This is a genomic window from Pseudomonas sp. BIGb0558, from assembly GCF_024807515.1.
Classification (GTDB): Bacteria; Pseudomonadota; Gammaproteobacteria; order Pseudomonadales; family Pseudomonadaceae; genus Aquipseudomonas; species Aquipseudomonas yamanorum_A.
This window is the reverse complement of record NZ_JANUEW010000006.1, coordinates 88471-113318: the sequence shown is the minus strand read 5'-3', so window position 1 is coordinate 113318 and position 24848 is coordinate 88471. Positions and strand designations below refer to the sequence as shown.

Here is a 24848-nt window from a genome sequence, read left to right as displayed (position 1 = left end):
AATGATCATGGAGGTACCTCGTGTTCAATAGGAAGTTTGCTCTGCGCATCAACTCCCTTTGAGTACGTCCTGATCAGTGGCCCTGGCCCGCTCCAGCGTTCCGGGCCATCGGGTTTCCATTTGCTTCCACAGCGCACACGAGGAACGGTTCAAGCCGGCTTGGGCACCGTAAACCGAAACTCACTGCCCCTGCCCAATTCACTCTCAGCCTCTATCCGCCCGCCGTGGGCCTGGACGATACCTTGAGTGATGTACAGCCCCAGGCCGCTGCCCGTGGGATTGTTTTCGGTCTGGGTCCAGTAGCGGTCAAACACATGGGGCAATTGTTCCGGCGCAATCCCTTCACCGGAGTCACGCACCGAAAACACAATCTCTTCACCATTGCTCATGGCACTGATGCCGATATTGCCCTGGCGCGGCGTGAACTTGATGGCGTTGCCGATCAGGTTCGACAGCACCTGGAACAGGCGCTCGGGGTCCGCATTGATTTGCAGCCCGGGTTCGGCATTGAAGGACAAGTCGATGGCCTTTTCCATCGCCAGGGGCGCCAGCAGTGAATACGCTTCTTCGAACATCTGGCTCACATCCAGAGACACTGGCTTGACGGTGTAGCGCCCGGCTTCGATTTTCGAGGTGTCGAGCAAATCCTCCAGCAGCACATTCATGCGCCCGGCGGCTTGTTGCATGGTGTCGATGGCCGAGGAAATCCGCCGCGAAGTGTGTGGGCCGTCGGAGCTGAAGGCTTTTTGCATCATGCCGCAGAGCATCGAGATGACAGTCATGGGGTTGCGCAGGTCGTGGGAAACCACCGCCACCAGTTCATCCCGCGCGCGCACGGCTTGTTGTTCGCGCAGCACCTGGCGCGCCAGGTCATTTTCCAGGGCCGAGCGGCGCAGATCGTTGGCGGCAAAGCGGTCGCCGTGGCTCCACTTGGTGGATATGCCGTCCATTTCCACTTTCCAGATTTCAAACGAGGTGCGTGGGCGCAGGCGCAGGCCAGCGTCGGAAGTTTCCAGGTTGAGTGGCTTATTGGGGTCGCCGCTCCAGTTGATGTGTTCCTTGACCTCGGGGCGAAACCACAGCACACCGTTGTCCACCGGCTTGGGCAAACTCATGGCCAACACGCCACTGGCTACGTGCGGGTACTCCGCCGCCGGCGGGTACACCGAGGCCAGGTGATGGCTGGCAAACACCGGCTGCCCGGTCTCTTGCAGCCATTTGTGCAGGGCGCGAATCTGCCCGGGTTCCGGGCAGTTGCCATAGCGATGCAGTTGCTTGTCTTCGATGATCGCCACACCGCCTGCCTGGGTCAGGTCCATCAGCAGTTGCGGGCGTTGCGCCAGGCCATCGAAGACGTTTGCGGGGGATGCCTGCATGGCTTGGCTGAGCAAGGCCAGTGCCTCGAGCTTTTCTTCGCGCTGGCGGCTCAGCTCCAGGGCCTCCATGGCGCTGATCTGCAACGACAGCACCTGGCCGATGGTCTGGCAGGCGGTGCGCAAGTCATTGGGCACCAGCAGCGGCTGGCGGTTGCCGCAACTGATCAGGCCCCAGAGTTTGTCGCCTGCCATCAGGGAAATGCTCATGGACGACAGCACGCCCATGTTCTGCATGTACTGGCAGTGAATCGGCGACACGCTGCGCAGGGTGGCGAAGCTCAGGTCCAGGGGCTGGCCGGTGTCCGGGCGCAACCGGGGCACCAGCGGCACCGGCTCATAGTCGGCGTTGGGGATGATCCGCAGCCAGTTGGTGCGGTACAGCTCACGAGCCTGTTCGGGGATGTCGGAGGCGGGGAAGAACAGGCCGTTGAACAGTTCCATCGACGGCGCGGACGCTTCGGCAATTACCTGGCCGTGGCCTTCTTCCTCGAAGCGATAAATCAGCACGCGGTCGTAGCCGGTCATGGCCTGGATTTCGTTGACGCTGATTTCATACAAGGCTTGCAGGGTTTTCGCCGCTTGCAGACGTTGCAGCATCTTGCCCAGGTTGCTGGTGCGGCCATTGAGGGCCTGGGGCTGGAAATCCTTGAGCCGCGGCTCGAACTCCAGCACCAGCACGTCCTGATGGCGGTGAAGCAACCCTTCGAACTCCGCACCGTTGAGGGTCATGTGCAAGGGCGGGGCGTCGAAGAAGCTGTTCTGCGTGACCATGGCCTGGACCGCGTCGGCATGTTCGGCGCTGATCAATGTGTGCAATGGCTGGCCCAGCAGGGATTCCGGCGAGTGATTGAACAGCCCGGCCACGTTGGCGCTGACCTGCATGATATGCAGCTCCGGCTCGGACAAGGTCAGCAGCGCGCCGTGGGGCTGGATGGCGCCCGGGAAGCGGATGGGTTCGTCTGCACAGTTGGCAAGCAGCTCTTCAAAGTCATCGGGTTTCATAGCAGTACCTCCTGGCTGTCGAGCCATTGCTCAAAGCAGCTGAATGTCGAGCGGGCCGCGTTCACGGCGCGCAGCTTGGCGTGCGCGTCGAGGGGCACATGGCTCAGGTAATCGAGAAAGTCTTTCCAGCGCCGGCCGGTTTCGGCGCCGTACACATTGAGGAACGCGCCACCGTTGCCGGAATCCAGCCCCAGGCGCTGCGCCATTTCCCGGCGCAGGATCTGGCCACCCAGGGTGGCGCCTTCCAGCACGTACAGCGCACCCAGGCAGGCGGCGGGTGTGTCGAGGGGCGGTAGCGACGTGCAGTGGGGAAGGGCGGTAATGGCCGAGTCGTCCAGGCCCAGGGCGTGGAGATCCGTCAGCAAGGTGGGCGTTTTCAGACGCAGTGCCTGGTCAAATCCCAAAGGGATCAGGCCGCTGTCGTTCAGCGTGGCTTCCATCGGGCTGTAGAACCCGTAATAGGCCTGGAGCAGGCGTCGATACCCGTCGTGATCCAGCTGCGGGGAGAAAAACGGCAAGCGTTTTTCCAGGGCGACGTGCAGTAAAGCGGTACCTGAGCGCAAGGCTTCAAGTACAGGGGGCGCACCAACGTCATGGGCCTGTAAATGCATTCAGTAAACTCGAGCTGGAGGGCCTGCTGGCCATGTAGGGTTGCGTAATAACTGACCGCAGGAGCTGTCGCGAAGTTCGCCGCAGCTGATATCGCGATGCTATCAATGCATGGGGGGGCCCTGCATCAGTGCAGATTGTACGCAATCGAGCAGGCGCTCGGTGCTCCACGGCTTGGGCAAGAAGCGCACGGTGCTGCCCAGTTGCGACGCCATCGCCGTATTGCCCGAGGTCAGCACCACCGGCAGCGACGGCCAGCGATGGGCAACCACCTTGCTCAAGTCGTAGCCATTGATCAGGCCAGGCATCTGAATATCACTGACAATCAGGTCAACCGGATCGCTGGTCCGTTCAAGAAAAATCATCCCTTCATCCGCGGAGGGGAACGACGTCACCACCGCACCGAAATCCTCCAGAACATCAACCATTAACGCGCGAATGATTTCGTCGTCTTCCAGCACCAATATTGATGGCTGAGCCATAATCCTTACTCCACCATCAGGGTTAAGTAAGGTGGAGTGAGGGGCGGATGAATAGGTTCGATTGGATGTTTTTTTTGCGATGGGTGGTCATTTGATGGGCAGGTTCCGTGCTAGAAGCGTTCATCCATCAGCGCCGGCAACGTCAGCTCCTTGACGAAGCTGGCGCCGGACAGGCTCAAGACCATACGCACCACTTGCACCACGTCATGCACCGGAATCAATTGGCCGTCACCGCGCTGTTCGGCCTGGATGCGTGAGGTGCTCAAGGAATCTTCGGTATTCAGGTAACCCAGGTTCAGGCAGGTGACGCCCAGTCGCTGCTGGCGATAGCCTTCACGCAACGCATCGGCGATACCGCGCAAGGCGAATTTCGACGCACCGAACGCCACTTCCGGCCGGCCGCTCTGGGGCAATCCCGAGGTCGAGCCCGTGAGGATGATTCGGGGTTGGGGACTTTTCAGCAACACCGGCAGTAGCCGTTTGATCAGCAGCAGCGGTGCGGTGATGTTGCAACTGACGATGGCCTCCAGTTGCGTGTCCTCGTCGGTGAGGAAGCTATAGGCTGAGTCAAATGCGCGCTCTTCCCAGATGCCCAGGTTATAGATCAGCGTGTCCAGCCCCTCTGCCGCCACCGCCTGTTCAATGACGTGCGCCGCGTGTGCCGGCAGGCCAAGGTCCGCTTCCACCCACTGCACCTCGGCACCGGTGCTGGATATCAGATGTTCAGGGCGGCTGCGGGAAACCCCGATCAGCGTATCGCCAACCCCGCCCAGTCCTTCCATCAAGGCTTTGCCCAACCCTTTGCTTGCACCGACCACCATGGTTTTCATCGCTTGTCTCCTGAACCGCTGTGCTGATGGGAGCGGGCATGCAAGCAGAGTGGCGGGGTGATATCAATTGAGTGGCTGTTTCCAGATGTTAATCTCTACAGCGCCGTCCAAGCCTTCAAGGATCCTTATGTTCATCCGCAACCCTATTGTTCCCGAACTCATCGTGATGGGGCTCACGGCGAGCCTCGACTTCTGGGTCACCCAGTTAGGCTTCGAGATTGCCTATCAGCGCTCCGAGGAAGGCTTTGCTTATCTCGACCTGCACGGCGCGCAAATCATGCTGGAGCAATACGATCCGGGTGCCGGCCAGTGGTTGACCGCGCCGTTGGAAAAGCCCCTGGGGCGAGGCATCAACCTGCAAATCGATGTACCTGCCGTAGCGCCTGTTTTGCAGCGTCTGGCAGCCATCGGCTGGCCGCTGTTCCGCGACGTTGAGGATGCCTGGTATCGGGCGGGTGAGGTGGAAGCGGGGCAACGGCAGTTCATCGTGCAAGACCCGGACGGCTATCTGGTGCGTCTGGTGCAACGGTTGGGCGAACGACCAGTGGGGAGTCATTCATGAAATGCGCCGCTTTACTGACCATCACACTGATCTGCGGGGCGTTCAGTCTCCAGGCAACAGCGGCCGGCGATGCCGAAGCCGGTGGCAAGTTGTTCAGCAAAACCTGCGGCGGTTGCCATAGCGTCGGCGAAAACGCCCGGGGCGGTTTTGGGCCGCAGCTCAACGGCATCATTGGCCGCCCTGCGGGTACCACCACTGACTATCAGTATTCAGACGCGATGAAGAACTCAGGCGTGGTCTGGACGCGGGACAAGCTGGCCGCCTATATCGAGGCCCCGAAAAAGGTCGTGAGCGGCACCCGGATGATTTTCTGGGGGATCAGTGACCAGGAGAAGATCGACAACTTGTTGGCGTACCTTGCAACGTTCCAGGCGCAGTAACTCAGTTTGATTGACGGGAAGCATCCCGATAATGCCTCGGCGCTTTCCCAATCACTCGCTTGAAAGCATTGCTGAACGCACTTTCAGACCCATACCCCAGCGACTGTGCCAACACGCCAACCGACAGATTGCCCTCGCGCAGCGCCCGTTGCGCAAGGCGCATGCGCCACTCGGTCAGGTACGCCAGCGGCGGCACCCCGGCGACACTCTTGAAGTACTGCGAAAAGGTCGTGCGCGACATCGCGGCCGCTGCCGCCAACGCCTCCAGTGACCAGGCATTCCCAGGCTCGCTGTGCATCAAGCGCAGCGCGGGTGCCAGGCGCTTGTCGCTGACCGTGCGCAGCCAGCCTTCGGGTAATGCGCCCGAGGTTTCGACATAGGCACGCAGGATCTGGATAAACATCAATTGCGCCAGCTGCGCCGAGGCCAGGCTCGCCCCCAGCAAATTGGCTTGCGCCTCATGCGCCAATTGGCCGAGCAGCCATTGCACGATGGCTGCCTGGGGCGCCGTGGCCCGTACGTGGATCAGGGGCGGCAGCGCGTTGGCCAGCAGCCCGCCACTTTCCGGGTCCAGTTGCACATAGCCGCCGATTTGCACACAGCCCTGGCCGTCGCCAATTTGTGGGAAGCGGCCGGCATCCGCGAACAACTGCCGCGCCTCCAACGGCGGGACCGACACATCGCCCGCCAGCACAAACGAACGTTGTGCACACAGCAGGAACACATCGCCCGCTTCAATCAAGACCGGCGCCGGCTCGCCGTCCAGCCATAGCCAGCACTGGCCCTTCACCAACCCGAAAAACTTGATCTTGTCCGGCGCGGGAAAACGCAGGGCCCAGTCGCCGCCTGCACTGAAGCCGCCGGTCATCACGGATTGGGCATTCACAAAAGTGAGAATCTCGGAAAACGGGTCTCTGGGCATATTCGTACTTTCGCGCAGGTAAACGGGATGTTCGAGTATTCAGAGTACGGCTTTCCCGGCGTAGCGTGTTAACCACACGTCTAACGGAGACTTTGTCATGCCCACAGCACAAAACCCGATCCATAGCGGCTACGGCGCCGCGACCACCGCCGCTGAGGTGATCCGAGGTGTCGATCTGTCCGGCAAGGTGGCGATTGTCACGGGTGGTTACTCCGGCATTGGCCTGGTCACCGCCCGGACCCTGGCCGCCGCCGGCGCCCATGTGATCGTCCCGGCCCGTGACCCGGCCAAGGCCCGCGCCGCACTCAAACCTTATCCACAGCTGCAACTTGAATCCCTCGATTTGATGGACGCCCATTCCATCGAGCAGTTTGCCGAGGGCTTTCTGGCGACCGGTCGGCCGCTGCATTTGCTGATCAACAACGCCGGGGTCATGGCGCCGCCGCTGAGTCGCAACGCCCAGGGCTACGAATCCCAGTTCGCCACCAATCATCTCGGGCATTTCCAGCTTACCCAGCGCCTGTGGCCGGCGCTGCAACGTGCCGAAGGCGCGCGGGTGGTGGCGTTGTCTTCACGGGGGCATGTGCACGGTGCCGTCGATTTTGACGACTGGAATTTCGAGCGCCAGCCGTACGATCCATGGAAAGCCTACGGTCAGTCCAAGACCGCCAATGCGTTGTTTGCCGTGCACCTGGACACACTGGGCGCAGCCAGTGGAGTGAGGGCTTTTGCGGTGCATCCCGGTGGGATCATCACCGACCTGGTGCGGCACATGCAGGCGGACGTCTTGCAGGCATCAGGTTATGTAGACGAGCACGGGCAGCCGGTGATCGACCCCGAGCGGAACATGAAAAACCCGGAGCAAGGCGCAGCCACCAGTGTGTGGTGCGCGGTAAGCGGGCAGTTGGCGGGAATGGGCGGGGTGTATTGCGAGAACTGTGATGTGGCGGTTGCGATGAGTGCCGACTCGGAAGAACCGCTGGGCGTCAGGCCGTGGGCGGTGGATGCCGGTTTAGCGCAGCGGATGTGGGCATTGAGCGAAGAGCTGGTCGGAGCACGCTAGAGCGCGGTGTGGGGTCAGCGTGCTGACCCCATCGGCCCGTCAAGAACCCTGCGGCGTCTCCCCGCGCGCCAGACGCGCATTGATATCTTCGATCACGGCCGGCAGTTCGACGATGGTGTCGATCAGGTAATGCGGCCGCGAACCCTCGAACATCTGTGTGATACGCGCACGCTCCAGCGCCAGCTCAGCAGCGGGCAGCGCCTTGTATTGCTCGTAGGTCAAACCAAGTGCGTTGCCCGAGCAGGTCAACGCCACCGTCCACATGCCGGCGCTGCGGCCCTCCAAAATTCCCGGCCAGGTGTCGTCGACCTTGACGCACGCGGCCACGTCACTGATGCCCAGGGCAATCACGTTGGCCAGTGCCTGCGCCGGATGCGGGCGCCCGTTCGGCACCTCGTCGGTCGCCACCACATGGTCGGCGACGTAGCCGTTGTGCCGCGCCAACTCGACCACCTTGGCCATCACCACCGCCGGGTACCCGGAGCAGGAGCCGATCTTCAAGCCCTGGCCGCGCAGGGTGTTGATCGCCTCGAGAGCCCCGGGAATAACCGCCGAATGCAGCGCGATTTTCTCGATCTGCAACGGCATGAAGCGCTCGTAGAGTGCGGTGACGTCTTCGTCGGTGGGCAGGCGGTCAAACACCGCCCGATAACGCTCGGCAATCTGCGGCAGGTTGCACAAGGTGCGGATGTGGTCCCACTTGCCCATGCCCATCGGGCCGCGGGCTTCTTCCAGGGAAACGGCGACGCCGAACTCGCCGAACGCCTCGACAAAAATCTGCGTAGGCGCAAAGGAGCCGAAATCGACAACGGTGCCGGCCCAATCCAGGACCACGGCTTGCAGCTTGGAAGGTTGTTGGTAGTGCATGGCAAGTCTCCATTTTCAGGTGTGAGCAGGCCGTCCCTCTGCCGAAGAAGAGGTAAGCGCCTGGTGCGGGTTTAAACGGGTAAGGCGATCAGGTGGCCGGGATCGGGCTGGCCTCGAACAGCTCGGCGATCATCGGTCGGTTGCGCCGGATGCCCAGGCAACACAGGTGGTAGTCGATGAAAAACGGATGGTCGACGAAAGTGATGGGCGTGGTGCCCGGGGTTTCGGCGTACTCCACGGCAGACACAAAGCCGATGCCGATGCCTTTGGTGATCGCGTGCACGATGGCTTCGCGACTGTTCAACTGCATCACGCAGTTCACGGCGATGCCCTGGCGCTTGCAGCTTTCTTCCACCAGTTGCCGGGTGCGTGAGCTCTTCTCGCGCATCACCCACTTTTCGCGGCTGATCTGTTCCACGTGCACCTCTTTCTGCTGTGCCCACGGGTGGTCATCGCGCACCACTGCAATGATCGGATAGCGCCGGTACAGCTGGGTATCAAAGCGCTGGTCGAATTCCGAAAGGGCCAGGATCGCCACGTCGATATCGAAGTTGAAGAGCCGGTCCAGGGTTTCCTTCTCCGGGGAAAACGAGGTTTCCAGTTCGATGTCCGGGTGGCGCTGCATCAATTCGTAGGTCAGGTTCATCGCGATCGGCGGCGACACTGCGCCCAGGCGCAGCAGCCCGGTCTTGCGCTGCTTGAAACTCTGCAGCAGTTGCATGGCTTCATCCTCCTGGCCGAACAGCCCCTGGGTGATTCCATAAAGGGCGTGCCCGGCGGCACTCATCTCGATAAACCGCCCGCGACGGTGGAACAGCTCCACCGAGAACTGCTTCTCCAAACCGTTGACCTGCTCGCTGACCGTCGGCTGGCCGACGCTCAGGTACTCGGCGGCGAGGGTGAAACTGCCGGTCTTCGCCACTGCGTGAAAGGAGCGCAGCCACTTGTGGTACTGGTACATAACGAGTCCTGTTCCTGAGGTCCGCCGGGCCGGTCATCAACGTCGGATAAACAACGCCACCGCCGCGCTGCACAGGCAGGCCGAGGTCACGACGATGAAGATCAGCGAGGTATTGCCGGTACTGTCGAGCATACTGCCGATCAGCGGTTCCGCCAGGCCGGCGAACAGATAGGATGAGAAATTCATCACGCCCGTGGCTGTACCCGCACGCTTGGCGCCGACCAGGTCCGGGCACAGCGCCCAGAAACTCGACGCCGGCCCGTACACAAAGAACCCGCACAGGAACAACGCCACCAGGCCGATTGCGCTGTGGGGCGGCAGGCTCCACATCCACAGGCTGGTGGCGGCGCCGAGGAACATGTAGAGCATGATTGCCAGGTAACGTTTGGAGCCGAACAGTTTGTCCGAGACCCAGCCGTTGCTCAGGGCGCCGATGGCCATGCCTACTGGCAGGGCCACGGTGATCCACTTCGGATCGATCATGCTGTCGCCGCTTTTCCAGTTGGCGCCCAGGAAGTGCACCGGTACCCAGACGATCAGGCCGTAGCGGGCAGCGTTCTGGAAGCCCAGGGAGATGGCGGCGATGATCAGGCGCGGGTTTTTCAGGACGGCCTTGTAGCGCTGCCCTGAGGTTTCGACTTCGCCGTGGGCCACTTCATGATTCTTGTCTTCGGCGTTGGCCACGCCGGTGTCGGCCAGGGGTTCGAAGCCCAGGTCCTGAGGCCGTTCCCGAGCCACCAGATAAAAGATGATGCCGCCTGCCAGCATCAACAGCACCGGCAGGCGGAAGATCCAGCGCCACTCCAGTTGGAATACTTCCAGCACCACGATCGAGGTCACGTACGACAGCACCGAGGCGCAACCGGCGGCGAACACATAAAAGCCATACACCTTGCCGCGTTCACCGGCGCTCCACCAATTGGAAATCAGCCGGCTGCCGGGCGCCCAACCGAGGGCCTGGAAATAACCGTTGATGCCCCATGGCAGGATCAGCCCGGCAAACCCGCTGGCGAAACTGGTGACCCAGTTGGCCCCGCAGGACAGCACCGCGCCCAGGGTCATGATGCGGCGCCCGCCGAACTTGTCGGCGAGGTTGCCGTTGATGGCCTGGCCAATCGCATAGGCCCAGAGCATGGCGGCGGAGGCCCAGCCGAGGGTCTCCTTGGTCAGGCCGAACTCCGCCTGGATCCCGGGGATGGCAAAACCAAAGGTCTGGCGACCGGTGTAGAAAAACAGATAGCAAAACATCGCCGCCAGCAGCATGCGCCACTGGGCAACGCGGAACGATGAGGTACGGACGGCAGAAACAGGCAGCACGTGTGCACGATTCATGATGTTTTCCTTATTGTTATTCGCCCCGGCGACCGCAGCCGCAGGGGGGCACTCTTGATAGGTGCAACAGGAAACGACCGAATTACGGTGAGTCTAGGCCGCTTGCGCGCCGATGAAGTTCTTGCCGCGTGCGCCTTGCAGGGCGAAGCGGATCATCGCTTCGGCCTCGGTGGCATTCACGCCGTAGTCGGCAAACTCAGTCTTCACGTCCAGGCTGTGGAGGAAGTCGCGCAACTGCGCCTGGGCCTGGTGCAGGTCGGTGCCGAATACCCGTTGCAGGGTGCGGTCTCGCGCGGCGTCATGCCCCCACGCCAGGCCCAGCACCAGCGGCAAGGTGAAGGAGCAGGCGATGCCGTGGGGCAGGCCGTGGTGCAGGGTCATCTCATAGGAGATGGAGTGGGCGAGGGCGGTCTTGGTGTTGGAAAAAGCCAGGCCGGCCTTTAGCGCCGCCAGGGCCATGCGCGAGCGCAGTTCCTGGTTGCCGAGGTCGCGCCGCAAGCGCGGCAGGCATTCCAGGATGTCTTCGATAGCGGAGATGGCAAAGGTGTCCGAGACCGGGTTGGCGTTGATGTTCCAGATCGACTCCAGTGCGTGGGACAAGGCATCCAGGCCGGTAGAGACGGTGACGCCACCCGGTACCGTCAGCATCAACTGCGGGTCGATGATCGCCACTTTCGGCCAGGTGCAGTCCAGGTGCAGCGAATATTTCTTGAGGCTGGCGGAGTCCCAGATCGTCGCCCATGGCGTGACTTCGCTGCCGGTGCCGGCGGTGGTCGGGGCGGCAATCAATTGCTTGTGGCGGGCCGGCACGAACGGTTTGCCGGTGGCCAGCAACGCGAGCAACTCGTCGAAGTCCCCCGATTCGGTGCCGACGATCAACGCCTTGGCCGTATCGATCGCACTGCCACCGCCGACGGCGACCACCACCTGGCAGTCACCGGCCTGCTGCCAGAAACGCTCGTAGGTGTCGCGCAGTTGGGCCACGTCGGGGTTGGGCTGCACGTCTTCGATCACGTACACCAGGCGGTCACCCAGCAGGTCCTGGATGCGATCCACCAAACCGAGCCCGCGGGCTTCGGGGAAGGTCACGAGGGCGACGCTCTGGCCTTCGGTGAGGGCGGCGAGTTCTTGCAGGCAGCCCCAGCCGAAGCGGGTGTCTACCGGGTTGTGGAATCGGGCAGTCATGGCGGGTTCCTGGTTTTTGTTATTGGAAGTGCCGCCATAGTCGGGGAGGGTGCGATAGACCTCAAATCGATAGATTGGGGGGATGCATTGGCTGGGCCGATAGCGAGGCCCAGCCGATGAGGTGCTTCAACGAACGTTTCTGAACAGCATCAACCGCGCACTTTCATGCAGCCCCCGAGTCAGCCCCTGTAACCGCTGAAACTCCTCGGGATACTGTTGGGCTACATCGTCCCTCGGCGTTTGCGACGCCAGGTCGTGCAGGGTGGGCGAACTGCCGTCGTGTTCCATTTGCAGCAGGAAGTCCTTGGTCACTCCGCCGATCAGCGGGAAGGTGCCCTCGCGCAATACCAACGGCACCACCCGCTCGCCTTCCGGCGCGGGCTGCTGGATATCGCGACCCATCGCGCCATTGCGGAACGGAATGCCCGCCATGCCGGCCACGGTCGGCAGCAGGTCCGCCAGGCCGACCGCTTCTTCGATCACCCGGGGTTCCAGGCCAGGTGCATGGATCATCATCGGTACGTTATTGCTTTCCAGCCCAAGCTGTTCGAACGCCGGCGCCATGTGCGGGATCTGGCTGATGCGGGTGTTGTGGTCGCCGAAGAACACGAAGATGGTGTTGTCGTAGTAACCGCCAGCCTTGGCGATCTCCATCAGGCGGCCGATGTTGAAGTCCAGCAGGCGCACCGCGTTGTATTGCTCGACGCTGCGGCTGCCTGCGGCCTGGACTTGCTCCACGGTGAGGTCGTGCACCACGAAACCATCGTTGTCTTTGGGGATGGTGAACGGGCGGTGGTTGCCGGAGGTTTGCAGGTAGGCGAAGAACGGCTGGTCCTTGGGAATGGCGCGCAGCAGTTCGTCGCCTTCCTTGAACAGGTCCAGGTCGGACACGCCCCACACGTCCACCCGTGGCGAGCGCCAGTGGCTTTCGTCGTAGAGTTTCACGCCGTCGATGCTCTGGCGGATCAGCGCGTTGATGTTCGCCCAGCCGGCATTGCCGCCGATCATGTAGAGCTTCTGGTAATCCTCGAAGGAGTTGATCAACGTGTGTTGCCGGGTGATCAGCGGGTTGCGGGTGGCGGTCTCCCGGCGGGTGACGTCGGGCACGCCGGTGATGCTCGCCCACACGGTCTTGGCGGTGCCGGTGACGGGCACGTAGAAGTGTTTGAAGAACCAGCTTTCCTGCGCCAGCTTGTCGAGGTTCGGCGTGGGGTTCAGCGGGTTGCCGTAGGCGCCCACGGCGCTGGTGCCGAGGGATTCGAGCATCACGAAAATCACGTTGGGCGGGCGATCGCCTTTAAGCCGGTAAGGCTGCACGGTTTGTTCGCGGGCGAAGTTCAGTTGCTCGGGATCGGGTTGGCTGACGCCCAGGTAATTCGCGACTTGCGGGTAGTGCTCGCGCACCTTGCCTTCATCGAACTGCGACTGGCCGACCTTGAGGGTGTCGTACAAAAACAGCACCGGGTTGAGGCCCACGGCGGCGATCTGGTTGTTGCCGGAAAAGAACGCATCGCTCCAGCGCAGCGGCACCGGGTTTTCGAGATTGAGGTTGGCCACGCGGCCGAGCAGGGCCAGCAATACGGCGATTACACCGACGGTGGCCACCGAGGCCAGTGCCAGCTTGCCGATGGGTTTGCGTTCGCCATCCAGGGTGATGCGTTCAAGGCGAACCAGTGCGTAGGTCCACAGGCCGACGGCAGTAAGCCAACTCAAGGTTATCCACAGCACCGGGTAGGTTTCCCACACCATCTGCTGGGAAATCTGCGCGTCTTCCAGATAACGCAGCACCGTGGCGTTGATGCGCACTCCGAGGTAGGCGTAGTGGCCGAAGTCGATGATGTACACCAGCCCGACGATGCCCAGCGCCACCAGCAGATAACCCCGGGCCAGCCAGCGCAGGGCGGGGACGGTCAGCAGGTTCCAGCGCGGCAGCCAGGCGAGCAGGGCCAGGGGCAGCAGGATCAGCACCGCCAGGCGCAAGTCAAAACGCAGGCCGATCCCGAAGGTTTCCAGCAGCGTGGCTTCCCTGAGATCAACCCCGGAAAACCCCAGTAAAAACACCAGCCGCAATGCCGCCAGCAACGCAAATACCAAACCGATTGCGCCCACGCCGTAGCGCAGGCGGCGCGAGTGCAACCATCCCATCATTGACCTCTGTGCAGTTTTAAAAGAGGGCGCCAGGCAGCCACCGTCAGCATCCACAACCCGGCCACCAGGCAGTAGCCCGTCAGCAGTGGGTCGACCAGATAGTCCCAGTAGTTTTCCGACGCCTTGAGCCGCAGCGCGAACGCCAGGGTGCCCGCGGCGAGCATCCATACAGCCAAGGTATTACGCAGCCAGAGCATCAACAGCGCCGCCAGGCCTATCAGCACAATCATCGGCCGAGGGTTGAAGCCCCAGCGGTAAGGGTCGAAATACGTCAGGCCCATCGTCGCGGGGTACAGCACCAGGCTCAGGGCGCCAAACAACAGCAATACCTGGACCTTGTGCGGGCGCTGGAGCGGCTGCACCACACCCAACCGACACAGGCTGACCCACGCCAGCAACACCAGGGTGCTGATGGCCAGGTCATCGGTGAAACTGCGTACATACGCCGCCAACGGCAGCTCGTTGACCGGGATAAAACTCACCACCACCAACACCGGCAGCAGCCAGGGGCGCCAGGGTGTGGTGACGCGTAACAGGCTGAGCAGCACGAAACCCAACAGCACAAAACTCAAATGCGCTTGCCATACAGAAACCATCACAGGCGCTCCGACAGCCAGGCTTCGTTGAAGCTGACGTGTTTGATAAAGGTGTTATTCCACGAGTACACCAGGTGGTACATGCCGTCCGGGCTGCGGCTGAAGTACGGGTACGCATATTCGAAATCGCAGCCACGGGGCTTGCACACCCGGTAATCCAGGTTGCTGAGGAAGCGTTGCTCCAGCGGCAGGCGCCGGGCGCCGCTGGACGCGCGGAAGCCTTCGCCGATGATTTCCTTGTAGGCCTCGGGTGAGAACGGTTGGCCCAGCGGGTCGGGGGACTGGTCCAGTTCCACCACGGTGCGCCACTGGTTCAGGTTGGCATCGGTGCCGTACAGGCTGAGTTTGAAGCGCCCGTTCTGCAGGTCGTTGAGGGCCACCAGCAAACCGTCGCCTTCAGTGCTGACCGCCGCCAGCGAGGAATTGGGGTTGGACGGCTCCAGCGGATAGGGCTCGCTCCAGGTTTGCCCTGCGTCTTCGGTGCGGCTGGCCAGGACCCGGTGATGGGTTTCGCCGGCATAACGCAGCATGGCGATGGCGCGTTGGCCGTCCTGCGGGACGATGGTCGGCTGCAGCGAATTCTTCCCACGGCTGATACGGAATTTGTCGACCACCGCACCGTCGGGGCTCAGGTACAGGTACTCGGCGAATTTGCCCATGAACTCGTGGTACACCGGCAGGCCGATGGAACCGTCGGCATGGAACACCGGCGCGGCACGTACCAGCGTGCTGATGTTGAAGAACGGTGAAGTGATCAGTTGCCGAGGTGCCGACCAGTTAGTGCCGAGGTCGTCCGAGACCATCACATTGATCGCGCTGGTGGCCCAGCCGCCTACCGAAACCGAGACGTAAAACATCCACAGGCGATTGTCCGGCGCCAGGGCGATCACCGGGTTGCCCAGCTTGCGGATGTAGCGGTGCGTGCCGTCGCGGGTGCTTTCGCGGGTGGCGAGTACTTGCTCCGGGCCCCACTCGGCGCTTTTGGCGTCAAAGCGCGCGGTGCGCACCTGCACATCGGCGGCGCCTTCGCGGGAACCGGCAAACCACACGGCCATCAGGTCGCCGCCGGGCAGGGCGGTGACCGAGGAGGAATGCACAAAGTCATTGAGCTGCGAGGAAACAAAGCGGCTGCTGTATTGCGGGGCGGCCGCTGTTGGCGATGTGGCCTTGGCGGTTTGGGCAAACGGCGCGAGCAGGTGAGGCGGATGACTGGTCCAGGCAGCGAGAAACACCAGTAGCAGACTGCAGATCGTTAAAAGCGCGCGTATCGAAAGCTTGTCGAAAAAAGGCTTGTTGCGCACGGAAACACTCTCAACAGGCATAGGAGGTTTCACTGTGCAAAACCAACCTTAGCGGAAGCTTAGTTGGCAACGACCCGTAACATCTTTCCCGGAATAGACATCGGTAGAACCCTGCATGATGCCGCCGTCTCCTATAGAGAATCTCTTATGCGCCTGCTGCTGGTAGAAGACGATCGTGCTCTCGCCGAAGGGATCCGGGTGGCGCTGAGCGCCGAAGGCTACACCTTGGACTGGCTGCAAGACGGCGTCAGTGCCCTGCATGCGTTGCGCAGCGAAAGCTTCGACCTGCTGCTGCTCGACCTCGGCCTGCCGCGCCTCGACGGCCTGACACTCCTGCAAACCCTGCGTGCCGAGCAATACGACCTGCCGGTGATGATCCTCACCGCCCGCGACGACACCGCCGAACGCATCGCCGGCCTGGATGCCGGCGCCGACGACTACCTGGTCAAACCCTTTGACGTCGAAGAATTCAAGGCCCGCGTGCGCGCCTTGCTGCGCCGTAGCCAGGGCCGCGCGCAGCCCTTGCTGGAACATGCGGGAGTGAGCCTGGACCCGGCGACCCAACAGGTCAGCTACCAAGGCCAGGACATCGTGGTCACGCCGATGGAATATCAACTGCTGCACCAGCTGATGGCGCGCCCCGGCAAAGTCGTCACCCGCGAACGCCTGTCCCGCGCCTTGTATGGCTGGCAGGATCGGGTGGAAAGCAACACCCTCGAAGTCCTTATTCACAACCTGCGCAAAAAACTCTCCACCGAACTGATCCGCACCGTGCGCGGCGTGGGCTACGTGGTGGAACTCAAGCCATGAACTCGGTCCGCGCACGCATCCTCATCCCGGTACTGGTACTGATCCTGCTGGGGGATGGGCTGATCAGCTGGCTCGTGCTGCGCGACAGTCATCACGAAATCGAAGAAGTCTACGACGCCCAACTCGCCCAAAGTGCCCGCTTGCTGCAAGGCGTACTGCGCCAGCGCGACCCCGGCGACGCTGACTTGGACCGCCTCTACCAAGCCTTCGACCAGGCCATGAGCCGCGTCGGCGAAGACGGCGCCGCGCACCCCTACGAAACCCGCCTGACCTTCCAGGTATGGCGCACCGACGGCCAATTGCTGGTGCGCTCCACCGACGCACCGATCCTCAGCGCCCCGCCTGACACCCTCGGGGCGCATGACCTGATGGATAACGGCAACGACTGGTGCGCGTTCATGCTCGCCGATATGCAACAAGGCCTGCTGATCTGGGTGGGCGAGCGTGACGACATTCGCCAGGACGTGATCCAGCGCATCATCCGCCACACCCTCTGGCCGATCCTGATTGGCGTACCGCTGCTGGCTTTGTTGATCTGGCTGACCATCGGCTGGGGCCTCAAACCCTTGCGCGCCATGGCCCAGGCGATACGCGGGCGGGACAGCGAGACATTGCGGCCGTTGCAACTTGAGCCATTGCCCACGGACCTGGAACCTATGCAAACCGCGCTGAACCGCTTGCTGGTGCAGGTAGACGACCTGCTGGAGCGCGAGCGACGGTTTATCGCGGACGCGGCCCATGAACTGCGCACGCCGTTGGCGATATTGCGCATTCATGCACAGAACGCCCAGAGCGCCGGGACTGAGGAGCAGCGGCGAGAGGCGCTGGATTTTCTGGTCAACGGCGTGGACCGCGCGACGCGCATTGGCAGTCAACTGCTGACCATGGCGCGCATCGAGCCGCAGTTGAACAACACCGTTCGCGTACGCGTGCCGCTGACGGAGTTGGTACGCGAAGAGCTTGCGGAACTGACGCCCCTGGCGATGGAGAAAGGCGTTGAGCTAGTGCTGGAAGGGGATGAGGAATGCTGGATTGAAACGGACCCGATAGCGTTGGCGATTGCGCTGCAGAACCTGGTGACCAATGCGCTGAACTTCTCGCCGGCGGGGAGTGAGGTGCGTGTGATGGTGCGGGTGGCAGATTCGGGAGTGGTGCAGCTGTGTGTGGAAGATGCGGGGCCCGGGATTGATGAAGGGGAGATTGGGCGGTTGTTTGAGCGGTTTTATAGTCAAGGGAATGCGAATGGCGCGGGGCTGGGGTTGGCGATTGTCCAGATGATCGTGGGGAAGATTGGGGGGCGGTTGGAGTTGTATAACCGGGAGGTGGGTGGGTTGTGTGCGCGGTTGAGTTTTAGTGCCTGTGGGGTGGAATCGGTGGGAATACCACACCGTTGAAGGTGTGGGTGCAGCAGTTGCAAAACGGCTTCATGAACGCGGGTGTCAATTGCGGGTTAACCTTTTGTAGCAAGCCCGCCTCGTCGACGTATAAGCCGCTGTAATAGGTAGACTCGTCCGTTCGTACGTATTCGCTTTTTTCGCTTTCATGTAGAGCCACCATCCAGAACACAGGATCCGGGCGGTCCAAGCGGGAGTTGGCTTCGCTGAAAATCGCATCCCATTGGTGGCCGACCTTGGACAGAAGAAACCGGAATAGTGGCGTGTAATCGAAGCCGTGCCGGTGATGGCTGTGCATCGAGCCACGGCTTAGGGTGGAGTTCTTTTCGCTTTTGCTATGGCGTTGTTGCCTATAGGTGCGGCAACTTCCGTGATGCACGTTGTACGTGCGGGTGTTGACTGAGCGATAGAGAGGGGGCTTTTTCATTGGGTTCCTTTATGACCTCTCGAAGGCTTGGGAAGGCAATGTGCCTTGGTAACTGAAAGAGATTTGGTAATCGAAGATCGCGGGTTCAATTATGTGTTTGAAATGCGGTTGGATAATCGCTATCCAGCCTGGGAGAACATTGAACACGTCCGCGTATAAGGCTGTTTCTTGACTCAACCCTAGGCTTTCAAAAAAGCTCTCCGCATTATCAAAATCTGCCGAGTATTCATCTGCCTTCACGTAATTGCTGTGCTTGTCGTACCAGCGCAACCTGGCTTTCATAACCATGATGTGTTTTCCACTTTCTTTGTATATAGGCGGCGTTCGGGTTTAGCTCGATCTCGACGTTCGCCGGTGTATGGACCAAAGGCGCCGAGGTGAACAACGTCACCGTCGCCATAGACCTACAAGAACCATATGCTTCATGGCGTAAAGGTTTGGTTACTTGGGAGGAGGGGGCCAACTGCCTTGGTAGCGAAACGATATCTGGTAGTCGAATAGGCGAGGATCAATCACGTGCTGAAAATAGGGCTGAAGGATCGCTATCCAAGCAGGTAGAACGTCGAATCCTCCTGCGTAAATTTGCGGTTCTTCCTCCAGTCCGAATGACTCAAGAATGATGTCATCATGTTCAAAGTTTTCCGAGTATTCATCGCCCTCCAGATTCGCCGTAAGTTTGTTGAACCATTCCAGTCGGATTTTCATAGCCACAATCAATTCCCCATTCATTTTTCTATACGCCTTTCATCTTTTGCTGGGCCGCGCTGCTCGCCGGTATAGGGGTCAAATGAGCCTAGGTGACTGACGTCGCTGTAGCGATACGCTTCCAATTCGCCCTTTTTGGAGTCCCATTCATAAAGCCTCCTTCCTTTAGCGTCCTTCCAACGCTCACGTAAGCCACCGCCACCCTGGCGTGGGGTCTTTCTCTTTTGCTCTATCAAACCTGGGAAACCAGTTATGTCTTCGGTTCTAGGGGCCGGGAAATAATCATGGTCCGGATTTTTCAGCCCCTTTCGTGGCTCGTTAACCACCACATACAGCGGCCGAACCCCCGACTCCACCGGGAACACCAGAATAAAATCCCGGTATTCCGGCGGATAAATCGGGTTCACCAGAATCTGTTTGGCCGCCTCCGTCGGCGGATAAATCCACATCACTGGCGCTTGCGGTGCAGCCTCTAATGCCGGAATGCCAAGGGTGTCGCCAGGATCAATGGCCGGCGTCCAAATCAGCTCCATTCCCTCGCCAAGATCCGCCACAAACTGGCTGTCACGACTCTGAAACTGCACCACATCGATCATCTGCCAGTCGGTATTTTTACCCGTGTAAAACCCATATCCCTTCAGCGTCCCATCGGCGCGTTGCTCGATATGCAAGCGCATCCGCGAGCGGGCTTTTTGCAGGTGACGAAGCTGCTCTTCGCTATAGAGCGCACTGTCGCCAAGCTCCGACGGCCAGGCCAGCGCCACCAGCCCTGCAAGCAAACTCCCGGCTGCGGCACCGACCGCCGTAGCCGCGGACTCCAATACCGCTGTACGCAGCACAAGTTGGCCAAGCCCCACGGGTAGGGCACTACCACTGATTTTTCTGAGGGACACACCGCCGTGGCTATCCACCTCGCGCCCGCCTAGCAGCGTGAAGTGGCCGTAGTCCTTGATCTGCTCAAGCGGCACATAACCGGTGGGGTTGTTGTAGCTGATGATCCCGTCGGGTAGTTGGCAGGACTTGGCGAACACATGGCCTGGAATCCTTGTAGGTTCAGGCGATGGCGCAGGAGGCGATTTATACAAATCAATGAACGGTGAATACGGAATCTGCTTAGGCTGCGGCGTCAGAATTCGCCGCTTCAACTGTTCTTCTTCGGTAATCGGATACGCGCGCTCTGTCATGACGACTCACTTCCCTGTGCAAGGAAGCGAGCCTATGAGAGCTGAGAGGAACCTGAAATTCTCGTTGTTCGATGGTGTGCGTAGGAAAACTCACTTTCTGAATGGGTGCTCACCTCCTAATCAAGTGTAGGAAGCTTCCAGTTCGCGTTCAGGCGTCGAAAAACCGGTGTGTCGATATGCTACGGTCGTGCCCCATAAACGATTAGGGATGAGGCGAGTGCCGGCCCTCCGTGGAAATTAGACAGGACGTCAGTTGATGATTTATGAAGATGTAGACCCGCAACTACTCGCCTTTTTGCATAACCCTATGGCGAACACGACGGCCCTCCCTCCAGCTGGCAAACGCCTCAATTGGCGCAGCCGAATGCTCTACAAAATACCCGCACTGCGTCGGTTGATTTGCCCCGAACAGGTTCAGTCAATACTCTGGGAGAAACTTCAGGCACACCTGGAACAGGCCCGACAATCGCTGCCGCAGTATCTATTCGAAGACAACACACCGCTCAACCCTAATACGGTGCACCGGTTCACAGATCAACTGAGCCGCTATTTCAGGATTGAGGTAGCGCCTGCAGGTCATGGTGTGTCATCAGCGCCGGGAAGTGATACGTACGCTGACTTTAGTAAAGCTTACACATGGGCGGCGCTTGAATATACGTGCAACAGGATTGCCGAAAACCTGCAGCTGCGGGCCGTCCATAACTTATCCATCTTGAAAAATGCCAACTTGTGGTTGTGTTATTACCTCAGTGAAATCTATTTTCTTATTGGTCATGGACTTCTGACAGCCAGGTTGGTTGGGAGCACTCTTCACATTGTGCCTACCGCGAAACTGCAGCGACGGATCAAGGGGTATTGGTTGGCAGAGGTCACTGAGGCTAATTCTAAAATAAGTGATACACGCACACTATATGATATGGCGGAACTGTTGCAGAAACATGGCCGTTTGAATCCGGATTTGCGTGGGCTTTTGGTAAATCAGACTCTTGATAAATGCCTCTCTATACATTCGGAATACTTGTCCGCGGCCATGACCCGGCATCCCAAGTATCATTACTTGCGAGAAATAGTCGATTTTGCTGTTCACCTGGAGCTGCGTGTAATGTTGGGTGAACGTACAACCGAGGAAGCTTACCTTAGGACTATTGTCAGTCCTGCCACGGTGGATATGATCAACAGTGCCTTGGCCGGACGCGCACCAACGTTGGACTCCGCCAGCAGTTTCATAGAATACAAGGGCGGCATGTATGTGCGGGGAGCACTAAACTTTAAGTACGGGTTGAGAAAGTTCGTCAGATATTTGCTGGGTACGGCAACCGTCAACGGCAAAGAGGCGGACTTTGGTCAGTTGCTCGGAGCCGGCTTCGAAAAAGACTACGTTTTAAATTACATAAGAAAACTCAACGATCCGCGCCTGGAAGTATTTGGGGAGTTCAAGCCCGGCAATAATGCGAAAATCAAGGGTTATGATATTGATTTGATAGTTCGGGATGTCGAGGAGGATATTTATTACTTTATTCAAGTTAAATATCAGTTGTCGGAAATTCCAACCTATCTTTCGGAGCAGTGCCAGCTATTTCTAAATGCTAATTTTCGTACCGGCTTTGTAAGGCAGCTGGCCGTGCTCAGGGATAATATCTGCGATGAGAGTATTCGCCAGAAACTGAGCCAGCATGGCCTGGCCGGTGCTCATGCGGGTAATAGTCACTTCGTGTTGTTGCACAATATCCCGTTCCTGAACTTTTATGAGCTGGATGGTATCTTCTTTTATGAATGGAATCTGCTTCGGAACATTCTACGTGACGGGCGGGTGCAGGTTCGAAAAGATCAACACATTACCGAAGAACGAGTGTTGAGCAAGCCACGGATGCATCGGCCTCAGGAGATGGTAGATGCTTACTTCAACCAGTCGCAGAGTGGAACGCAGATGACCGAGCACTATGATGTCTATTGCAGGGCTAATACGCGCTTTGTTTTTGATGAACTGGACGTGATCTGCAAACTGTTGTGACATCCAGGGGGCGGCCTGAGTGGGCGTTATTGTTTACGCCCAATCAAGATTAAGGCTGGCTCCTTCATTAATTTTTTTTAGGTAGTCCTGAGCGGGGCATTGGTTCAGAGTACATGCCTGGAAATCACCCTCGATATCTCCACAATCGACGTCTTCCCCGTGAACTCGAACTTCACTTTCCCCACCGCCGAAAAGTAAATCTCCAGCTCCGAGTCCAGATCAAACGTCCCGGACGTTTCCACCGAATACGCGACGATGTTTTTGTACGGCAGGGACGTGAAGTCTTTCTTGCTGCCGGTAATTCCTTGCACGTTCACGGCGATGATGCGCTTGGTGGTGAACACCACGCCATCGCGCATGGCCTTGTAGGAATCGATGACCTGCTCATCATCCAGCAGCAACGACGATACGCGTTCGGCGTATTCGTTGTTTTGCTTGAGCTTGAAGAAGCCTTTGTTGTTGAAGTCGATCATGTGCCTTTCCTTGGGTGGGTGGTGCGGTAAACGCTGGTGCCTGTGTATGACGTTTTGCTCGCAGATCTGTATCTAACGGCGTTCCTTTTATCGCCCTACCATGGCGCCAACAACCCGCCGGCCATTACAAAGTTTTACCTCGTCAAGGAGCCACACCATGCCCGAACTGTCCAGCCTGCTTGCCTACGGCCTGATCTCTCTTGGTATGGTGCTGACGCCCGGCCCGAACATGATTTACCTCATTTCGCGGTCGATCTGCCAGGGCCGAGTGGCCGGGCTGATATCCCTGGGCGGCGTTGCGATGGGTTTTGTCGTCTATATGTTCTGCGCGGCATTGGGCATCACGGCGTTGGTGATGGCGGTTCCTTACGCTTATGACGCGCTGCGGCTCGGCGGGGCGTTGTACCTGATGTACCTCGCCTGGCAGGCGGTCAAGCCGGGTGGTCGCTCGCCGTTTCAAGTGCGGGATTTGCCGAAGGATAGCCCGCGCAAGCTGTTCATGATGGGCTTTGTCACCAACCTGCTGAATCCCAAAGTGGCGGTGATGTATTTGTCGTTGTTGCCGCAGTTTATCGACCCTAACGGCCACGCCAGTGTGCTCTCGCAATCCCTGGTGCTGGGCTTTACGCAGATCATGATCAGTGTGAGCGTCAACGGGCTGATCGCTCTTATGGCGGGCTCGATCGCGGGATTTTTTATCCGTAAACCGGTCTGGCAAACCGTACAGCGCTGGTTGATGGGCTCGGTGTTGATGGGCCTGGCCGTGCGTATGGCGGTGGAAGGGCGGCGTTAAAGGATCGCTTTCAGGTAATCCTTGAGCGCGTTGAGCGGGGCATTGAGTGCTTCCAGTGTCGTCGCTTGGCGCACATCCGCCGCAAGCCGTTGCAGCTCGCGGCCCATCACGGTGTTTGCACCGCCCAGGGCTTCGAGGGCCAACGCCAGGCACTCGTCGATCTTCTGTTGGATGGCATTGATATCGCCATTGCGCACCAGCAAGCCAAACACTTCCCGCTCATAGCCGTCCATGACCAGGTCGTCCCGCAGAATCGGGCTCGCGCCTTCTGTCTCATACACCAACTTGAGAGCAAAAAGCGCTACAGCTTCCAGCGTCAGTTCCATGGCCAAGGTTCCTCTTTTCTCGAGTTCGCCCGCTGATCATCACTTTCCTGCAGGCGAAAAAAAAGACCTTGAATTTCAAGGTCTTTTTTTAAGATGGTGCCCGAGGGAGACCATAAAGAACCATGTAATTCGCGGTGTGTAGCGTTATTGTATCGTATAGGGATACAGGTAGGGATACACGTCGGCATCTGCTATAGCTGATCAAATAACCGACGTATTCATTAAATTCTGATCCGATACTCCTGGCGCAACGGCTTTAGAGGGGTATTGACGGGCTCTAAAAGATATTTTTTGTCAGCCACTCAGCACCCTGTATCAGCTCTTCAGCCTGCTCCTTTGTCGGTTCGACATCCTTTTTGTGAGAGCAAAGATTACGGAGATCTGCCAAGAATGAAATTTTTCTCCATACGGCAACGTCAATCACGCCAGCAGCTTTTAGTGGTTCGTTCAAGTCTGCGATGGTGGGATGCTTTTTGGCAATTTTGATTGAGTGAGCATCTGCGACTTTCTGGAGGTGCCCCTCAATCACAACTCCCATCAGCGCACCTGCAGCTCGTGGGCTGATCTTCGCTAGCTGTGCGGCGATTACTAGCTCGCCGTCTTGCAACTCAGCGTAGAGTTCACTTTCTATATTGGAAATTACTGAGTCAATGCGCGCTTTTAGGGAGGTGAGAATCGTAAGCTGATTTACGAAGCAGGTAACCACCCGGACTTTTGAGTCGTTCGTATCCCAAGACGCAGGGGAAACCCCCTTCATAAAATCTTGTATTACGTATGTGCCATATCCGAGACTTTTTCTTTTCGGGTCGATTTCGTAGTAGCCCTTGAATTCTGCATACCGGTCGGGTGCAAGCGTCGCTACAGCCTTTACAGCTTTCGAATACCACACCTGGTAATCGTCTCGAAAATCTACCTCCTTATCTTTGTTGAATTTGGATGCGAGCTCGTAACCTTCTGAGGCCAGCTCTAAGAGCTCCTTGCGAATCCGTTCACGCTTGGTCATCGGTGCCCTCATCATCCGTTTATTGGTCAAGCTCACTGGATACACTACTTTTCGGGCCTAGCGCTAGGTGTAGTGTCAACATGGATCCTGTGGAACAACCCGCGAG

26 protein-coding genes are annotated in these 24848 nt (G+C 59.2%); 7 read left to right on the top strand and 19 right to left on the bottom strand.

Going from position 1 to position 24848, the window contains the following annotated elements:
• Positions 1-149: 149 nt before the first annotated feature.
• The 4 genes from M2400_RS10910 to M2400_RS10895 all read right to left on the bottom strand — a co-directional run bounded on the left by M2400_RS10910 (position 150) and on the right by M2400_RS10895 (position 4299).
• Entirely contained in the window at positions 150-2378 is a 2229-nt protein-coding gene (locus M2400_RS10910; protein ID WP_259196263.1) for an ATP-binding protein, read from the bottom strand.
• Positions 2375-2989 (bottom strand): biliverdin-producing heme oxygenase, encoded by a 615-nt coding sequence (locus M2400_RS10905; protein WP_259196265.1) that lies wholly within the window; start codon positions 2987-2989, stop codon positions 2375-2377. The genes M2400_RS10910 and M2400_RS10905 overlap by 4 nt, the downstream gene beginning before the upstream one ends.
• 102 nt (positions 2990-3091) lie before the next feature.
• Positions 3092-3469: a response regulator gene (locus M2400_RS10900; protein WP_177075431.1), complete on the bottom strand. Its 378-nt coding sequence runs from the start codon at positions 3467-3469 to the stop codon at positions 3092-3094.
• Between the two features lie 110 nt (positions 3470-3579).
• Positions 3580-4299, bottom strand: coding sequence for an SDR family oxidoreductase (locus M2400_RS10895; protein WP_177047108.1), 720 nt, complete (start codon positions 4297-4299; stop codon positions 3580-3582).
• A 127-nt stretch (positions 4300-4426) separates the two neighbouring features.
• Between M2400_RS10895 and M2400_RS10890 the strand changes: the two genes are divergently transcribed.
• Positions 4427-4861, top strand: a complete 435-nt coding sequence (locus M2400_RS10890) for a VOC family protein (RefSeq protein WP_177075435.1) — start codon at positions 4427-4429, stop codon at positions 4859-4861.
• The gene (locus M2400_RS10885; protein ID WP_177047105.1) at positions 4858-5241 is read left to right on the top strand and encodes a cytochrome c family protein; all 384 of its coding nucleotides are present in this window, start codon (positions 4858-4860) and stop codon (positions 5239-5241) included. The genes M2400_RS10890 and M2400_RS10885 overlap by 4 nt, the downstream gene beginning before the upstream one ends.
• A gap of 1 nt (position 5242) precedes the next feature.
• Here the strand turns inward: M2400_RS10885 and M2400_RS10880 are convergent, their stop codons facing one another.
• Positions 5243-6163, bottom strand: a complete 921-nt coding sequence (locus M2400_RS10880; RefSeq protein ID WP_259196266.1) for an AraC family transcriptional regulator — start codon at positions 6161-6163, stop codon at positions 5243-5245.
• A gap of 97 nt (positions 6164-6260) precedes the next feature.
• Here M2400_RS10880 and M2400_RS10875 point away from each other — a divergent pair, with 97 nt between their 5' ends.
• Positions 6261-7226 (top strand): oxidoreductase, encoded by a 966-nt coding sequence (locus M2400_RS10875; protein WP_259196267.1) that lies wholly within the window; start codon positions 6261-6263, stop codon positions 7224-7226.
• 39 nt (positions 7227-7265) lie between these two features.
• Here the strand turns inward: M2400_RS10875 and phnX are convergent, their stop codons facing one another.
• The 7 genes from phnX to M2400_RS10840 form a co-directional block, all read right to left on the bottom strand.
• On the bottom strand, positions 7266-8093 hold the full coding sequence (phnX, locus tag M2400_RS10870; protein WP_177047098.1) for a phosphonoacetaldehyde hydrolase: 828 nt from the start codon (positions 8091-8093) through the stop codon (positions 7266-7268).
• Positions 8094-8181: 88 nt separating this feature from the next.
• A complete protein-coding gene (locus M2400_RS10865; protein WP_010176889.1) occupies positions 8182-9054 on the bottom strand; it encodes a LysR substrate-binding domain-containing protein in 873 nt (290 codons plus the stop codon).
• 36 nt (positions 9055-9090) lie between these two features.
• Positions 9091-10386 (bottom strand): MFS transporter, encoded by a 1296-nt coding sequence (locus tag M2400_RS10860; RefSeq protein WP_177047096.1) that lies wholly within the window; start codon positions 10384-10386, stop codon positions 9091-9093.
• A gap of 93 nt (positions 10387-10479) precedes the next feature.
• A complete protein-coding gene (gene psrA, locus M2400_RS10855; RefSeq protein WP_177129149.1) occupies positions 10480-11571 on the bottom strand; it encodes an iron-containing alcohol dehydrogenase PsrA in 1092 nt (363 codons plus the stop codon).
• A 126-nt stretch (positions 11572-11697) separates the two neighbouring features.
• Complete coding sequence (locus M2400_RS10850; RefSeq protein ID WP_259196270.1) at positions 11698-13716, bottom strand: LTA synthase family protein; 2019 nt, start codon at positions 13714-13716, stop codon at positions 11698-11700.
• On the bottom strand, positions 13716-14315 hold the full coding sequence (locus M2400_RS10845; protein WP_259196271.1) for a hypothetical protein: 600 nt from the start codon (positions 14313-14315) through the stop codon (positions 13716-13718). Before M2400_RS10845 ends, M2400_RS10850 begins: the two co-directional genes overlap by 1 nt.
• A complete protein-coding gene (locus M2400_RS10840) occupies positions 14315-15583 on the bottom strand; it encodes an exo-alpha-sialidase (protein ID WP_259196366.1) in 1269 nt (422 codons plus the stop codon). Before M2400_RS10840 ends, M2400_RS10845 begins: the two co-directional genes overlap by 1 nt.
• 180 nt (positions 15584-15763) lie before the next feature.
• On the opposite strand from M2400_RS10840, the gene M2400_RS10835 reads away from it, so the two are divergent.
• Both M2400_RS10835 and M2400_RS10830 read left to right on the top strand, forming a co-directional pair.
• Positions 15764-16426 (top strand): response regulator, encoded by a 663-nt coding sequence (locus tag M2400_RS10835; RefSeq protein WP_259196272.1) that lies wholly within the window; start codon positions 15764-15766, stop codon positions 16424-16426.
• Positions 16423-17820 (top strand): sensor histidine kinase, encoded by a 1398-nt coding sequence (locus M2400_RS10830; protein WP_259196273.1) that lies wholly within the window; start codon positions 16423-16425, stop codon positions 17818-17820. Before M2400_RS10835 ends, M2400_RS10830 begins: the two co-directional genes overlap by 4 nt.
• On the opposite strand, the gene M2400_RS10825 is transcribed toward M2400_RS10830, so the two are convergent.
• The 4 genes from M2400_RS10825 to M2400_RS10810 all read right to left on the bottom strand — a co-directional run bounded on the left by M2400_RS10825 (position 17777) and on the right by M2400_RS10810 (position 20136).
• Positions 17777-18247: a hypothetical protein gene (locus M2400_RS10825; protein WP_259196276.1), complete on the bottom strand. Its 471-nt coding sequence runs from the start codon at positions 18245-18247 to the stop codon at positions 17777-17779. The two genes, M2400_RS10830 and M2400_RS10825, sit on opposite strands and share 44 nt — an antisense overlap.
• A gap of 9 nt (positions 18248-18256) precedes the next feature.
• Positions 18257-18535, bottom strand: a complete 279-nt coding sequence (locus tag M2400_RS10820; protein WP_177075456.1) for a colicin E3-like toxin immunity protein — start codon at positions 18533-18535, stop codon at positions 18257-18259.
• 153 nt (positions 18536-18688) lie between these two features.
• The gene (locus M2400_RS10815) at positions 18689-18976 is read right to left on the bottom strand and encodes a colicin E3-like toxin immunity protein (RefSeq protein WP_310503527.1); all 288 of its coding nucleotides are present in this window, start codon (positions 18974-18976) and stop codon (positions 18689-18691) included.
• Positions 18973-20136 (bottom strand): colicin E3/pyocin S6 family cytotoxin, encoded by a 1164-nt coding sequence (locus M2400_RS10810; protein ID WP_259196279.1) that lies wholly within the window; start codon positions 20134-20136, stop codon positions 18973-18975. Before M2400_RS10810 ends, M2400_RS10815 begins: the two co-directional genes overlap by 4 nt.
• A 256-nt stretch (positions 20137-20392) precedes the next feature.
• On the opposite strand from M2400_RS10810, the gene M2400_RS10805 reads away from it, so the two are divergent.
• Positions 20393-22147 carry a hypothetical protein gene (locus M2400_RS10805; RefSeq protein WP_259196281.1) on the top strand — a complete coding sequence of 585 codons (1755 nt, stop codon included), beginning with the start codon at positions 20393-20395 and terminating at the stop codon, positions 22145-22147.
• A 104-nt stretch (positions 22148-22251) separates the two neighbouring features.
• Here M2400_RS10805 and M2400_RS10800 read toward each other — a convergent pair whose 3' ends face one another.
• A complete protein-coding gene (locus tag M2400_RS10800; protein WP_003210321.1) occupies positions 22252-22620 on the bottom strand; it encodes a PH domain-containing protein in 369 nt (122 codons plus the stop codon).
• A 157-nt stretch (positions 22621-22777) separates the two neighbouring features.
• Here M2400_RS10800 and M2400_RS10795 point away from each other — a divergent pair, with 157 nt between their 5' ends.
• The gene (locus M2400_RS10795) at positions 22778-23413 is read left to right on the top strand and encodes a LysE family translocator (RefSeq protein WP_259196284.1); all 636 of its coding nucleotides are present in this window, start codon (positions 22778-22780) and stop codon (positions 23411-23413) included.
• Here the strand turns inward: M2400_RS10795 and M2400_RS10790 are convergent.
• Complete coding sequence (locus M2400_RS10790) at positions 23410-23739, bottom strand: hypothetical protein (RefSeq protein WP_177114800.1); 330 nt, start codon at positions 23737-23739, stop codon at positions 23410-23412. The genes M2400_RS10795 and M2400_RS10790 overlap by 4 nt on opposite strands.
• Before the next feature lie 277 nt (positions 23740-24016).
• Positions 24017-24742, bottom strand: a complete 726-nt coding sequence (locus M2400_RS10785; RefSeq protein ID WP_259196287.1) for a DUF4145 domain-containing protein — start codon at positions 24740-24742, stop codon at positions 24017-24019.
• Positions 24743-24848 lie beyond the last annotated feature (106 nt).

Excerpts from the sequence above, each read along its gene's own strand:
- M2400_RS10910 (WP_259196263.1), bottom strand. The coding sequence starts at position 2,378 with ATGAAACCCGATGACTTTGAAGAGCTGCTTGCCAACTGTGCAGACGAA.
- M2400_RS10905 (WP_259196265.1), bottom strand. The coding sequence starts at position 2,989 with ATGCATTTACAGGCCCATGACGTTGGTGCGCCCCCTGTACTTGAAGCC.
- M2400_RS10900 (WP_177075431.1), bottom strand. The coding sequence starts at position 3,469 with ATGGCTCAGCCATCAATATTGGTGCTGGAAGACGACGAAATCATTCGC.
- M2400_RS10895 (WP_177047108.1), bottom strand. The coding sequence starts at position 4,299 with ATGAAAACCATGGTGGTCGGTGCAAGCAAAGGGTTGGGCAAAGCCTTG.
- M2400_RS10890 (WP_177075435.1), top strand. The coding sequence starts at position 4,427 with ATGTTCATCCGCAACCCTATTGTTCCCGAACTCATCGTGATGGGGCTC.
- M2400_RS10885 (WP_177047105.1), top strand. The coding sequence starts at position 4,858 with ATGAAATGCGCCGCTTTACTGACCATCACACTGATCTGCGGGGCGTTC.
- M2400_RS10880 (WP_259196266.1), bottom strand. The coding sequence starts at position 6,163 with ATGCCCAGAGACCCGTTTTCCGAGATTCTCACTTTTGTGAATGCCCAA.
- M2400_RS10875 (WP_259196267.1), top strand. The coding sequence starts at position 6,261 with ATGCCCACAGCACAAAACCCGATCCATAGCGGCTACGGCGCCGCGACC.
- phnX (WP_177047098.1), bottom strand. The coding sequence starts at position 8,093 with ATGCACTACCAACAACCTTCCAAGCTGCAAGCCGTGGTCCTGGATTGG.
- M2400_RS10865 (WP_010176889.1), bottom strand. The coding sequence starts at position 9,054 with ATGTACCAGTACCACAAGTGGCTGCGCTCCTTTCACGCAGTGGCGAAG.
- M2400_RS10860 (WP_177047096.1), bottom strand. The coding sequence starts at position 10,386 with ATGAATCGTGCACACGTGCTGCCTGTTTCTGCCGTCCGTACCTCATCG.
- psrA (WP_177129149.1), bottom strand. The coding sequence starts at position 11,571 with ATGACTGCCCGATTCCACAACCCGGTAGACACCCGCTTCGGCTGGGGC.
- M2400_RS10850 (WP_259196270.1), bottom strand. The coding sequence starts at position 13,716 with ATGGGATGGTTGCACTCGCGCCGCCTGCGCTACGGCGTGGGCGCAATC.
- M2400_RS10845 (WP_259196271.1), bottom strand. The coding sequence starts at position 14,315 with ATGGTTTCTGTATGGCAAGCGCATTTGAGTTTTGTGCTGTTGGGTTTC.
- M2400_RS10835 (WP_259196272.1), top strand. The coding sequence starts at position 15,764 with ATGCGCCTGCTGCTGGTAGAAGACGATCGTGCTCTCGCCGAAGGGATC.
- M2400_RS10830 (WP_259196273.1), top strand. The coding sequence starts at position 16,423 with ATGAACTCGGTCCGCGCACGCATCCTCATCCCGGTACTGGTACTGATC.
- M2400_RS10825 (WP_259196276.1), bottom strand. The coding sequence starts at position 18,247 with ATGAAAAAGCCCCCTCTCTATCGCTCAGTCAACACCCGCACGTACAAC.
- M2400_RS10820 (WP_177075456.1), bottom strand. The coding sequence starts at position 18,535 with ATGGTTATGAAAGCCAGGTTGCGCTGGTACGACAAGCACAGCAATTAC.
- M2400_RS10815 (WP_310503527.1), bottom strand. The coding sequence starts at position 18,976 with ATGAATGGGGAATTGATTGTGGCTATGAAAATCCGACTGGAATGGTTC.
- M2400_RS10810 (WP_259196279.1), bottom strand. The coding sequence starts at position 20,136 with ATGACAGAGCGCGCGTATCCGATTACCGAAGAAGAACAGTTGAAGCGG.
- M2400_RS10805 (WP_259196281.1), top strand. The coding sequence starts at position 20,393 with ATGATTTATGAAGATGTAGACCCGCAACTACTCGCCTTTTTGCATAAC.
- M2400_RS10800 (WP_003210321.1), bottom strand. The coding sequence starts at position 22,620 with ATGATCGACTTCAACAACAAAGGCTTCTTCAAGCTCAAGCAAAACAAC.
- M2400_RS10795 (WP_259196284.1), top strand. The coding sequence starts at position 22,778 with ATGCCCGAACTGTCCAGCCTGCTTGCCTACGGCCTGATCTCTCTTGGT.
- M2400_RS10790 (WP_177114800.1), bottom strand. The coding sequence starts at position 23,739 with ATGGAACTGACGCTGGAAGCTGTAGCGCTTTTTGCTCTCAAGTTGGTG.
- M2400_RS10785 (WP_259196287.1), bottom strand. The coding sequence starts at position 24,742 with ATGACCAAGCGTGAACGGATTCGCAAGGAGCTCTTAGAGCTGGCCTCA.